Consider the following 1,139-nt stretch of genomic DNA (forward strand, 5'->3'; position numbering starts at 1 on the left):
GAATCGTCGCCACGCCCTCACCCAACGCGAAGCACGCCTCGTTGAGCATCGGCAGCAGGATGCGGTTGACGATAAAGCCCGGCGCGTCATTGGCCTGGACCACGCGCTTGCCGATCCGCTCCGCATAGCCGCGCACCGCATCGACCGTGGCGTCCGAAGTAGCCAGCCCGCGGATCAGCTCGATCAGCCCCATGACAGGTACCGGGTTGAAGAAATGCACGCCGACAAAGCGCGCCGCATCGGGGCTGGCGGCGGCCATGCGGGTGATCGGGATCGACGAGGTGTTGCTCGCCAGGATCGCTTGCGGGCCGAGCACCTTGCCGACGGCCTCGAAGATCGCGCGCTTGATGTCCTCGCGCTCGGTCGCCGCCTCGATGACAAGGCCTGCCTCGGCCATCGGGGCATAATCGCCAACCGGCTGGATGCGGCCCAGCACCGCGTCGGCTTCGGCAGCGTCGAGCTTGCCCTTGTCGACCGCGCGCGCCAGCTGCTTGCCGATGCCCGCCTTGCCCTTTTCCGCCAGATCGACCGACACATCGGAAAGAAACACATGGTAGCCCGCCTGCGCGCTGACCTGCGCAATCCCTGCGCCCATCTGGCCTGCGCCGATGACTGCCACTTTATCCATGTTGCGCCTCTTTCTGCTGTTGCCGGAATCGGATAGGCGGGGCGCATAACCGAAGACCGCGAGTCTTGCTAGGAGCGATAATTCCAAGATGTTCAGCCCGTTTCTGCTGCTTGCTGCCGCCGCCGCCTCCCCCACTGGTCCCGTTCCCGGCGAGGTGAAGATCTTCAAGGACTGGTATGTCGCCTGCGACAATATCTGGTCATGCGAAGCGGGAACGCTGTCCGACGATGCATCCGAGCTGTTCACGGCGCAGGTCGTGCGCATCCGCCGCGAGGGCGGCCCAGATGCACCGTTCCGCATCGAGCTCACCCCGCAGGAAGAGCAGGCCAAAGGGCCGGCTCGGCTGGTAATCGATGACGGCAAGCCGCACTCTGGCACGCCCGACAGCGAAGGCGACACCTGGCTCGACGAGGCGCAGTCGATGGCGATTGCGCGCGGCCTCGCCAACGGCAAGAGCGCCAGGGTGGTGCTCTCGGACGGCTCCGCCATCCCGATCTCGCTCGCCGGATCG

At 65.9% G+C, this 1,139-nt stretch carries 2 protein-coding genes; one reads left to right on the plus strand and one right to left on the minus strand.

Translation table 11 applies throughout. The features are described 5' to 3' along the window. A partial coding sequence (locus tag AX735_RS10425) for a 3-hydroxyacyl-CoA dehydrogenase NAD-binding domain-containing protein (RefSeq protein ID WP_066279448.1) occupies nt 1–628 on the minus strand: 628 nt, incomplete at its 3' end. Nucleotides 629–716: 88 nt separating this feature from the next. Here AX735_RS10425 and AX735_RS10430 point away from each other — a divergent pair. Continuing rightward, on the plus strand, nt 717–1,139 hold a 423-nt coding region (locus tag AX735_RS10430; protein ID WP_156447461.1), incomplete at its 3' end, for a DUF1176 domain-containing protein.

Origin of the sequence: Blastomonas sp. CCH1-A6 (assembly GCF_001556365.1) — a bacterium.
Classification (GTDB): Bacteria; Pseudomonadota; Alphaproteobacteria; order Sphingomonadales; family Sphingomonadaceae; genus Blastomonas; species Blastomonas ursincola.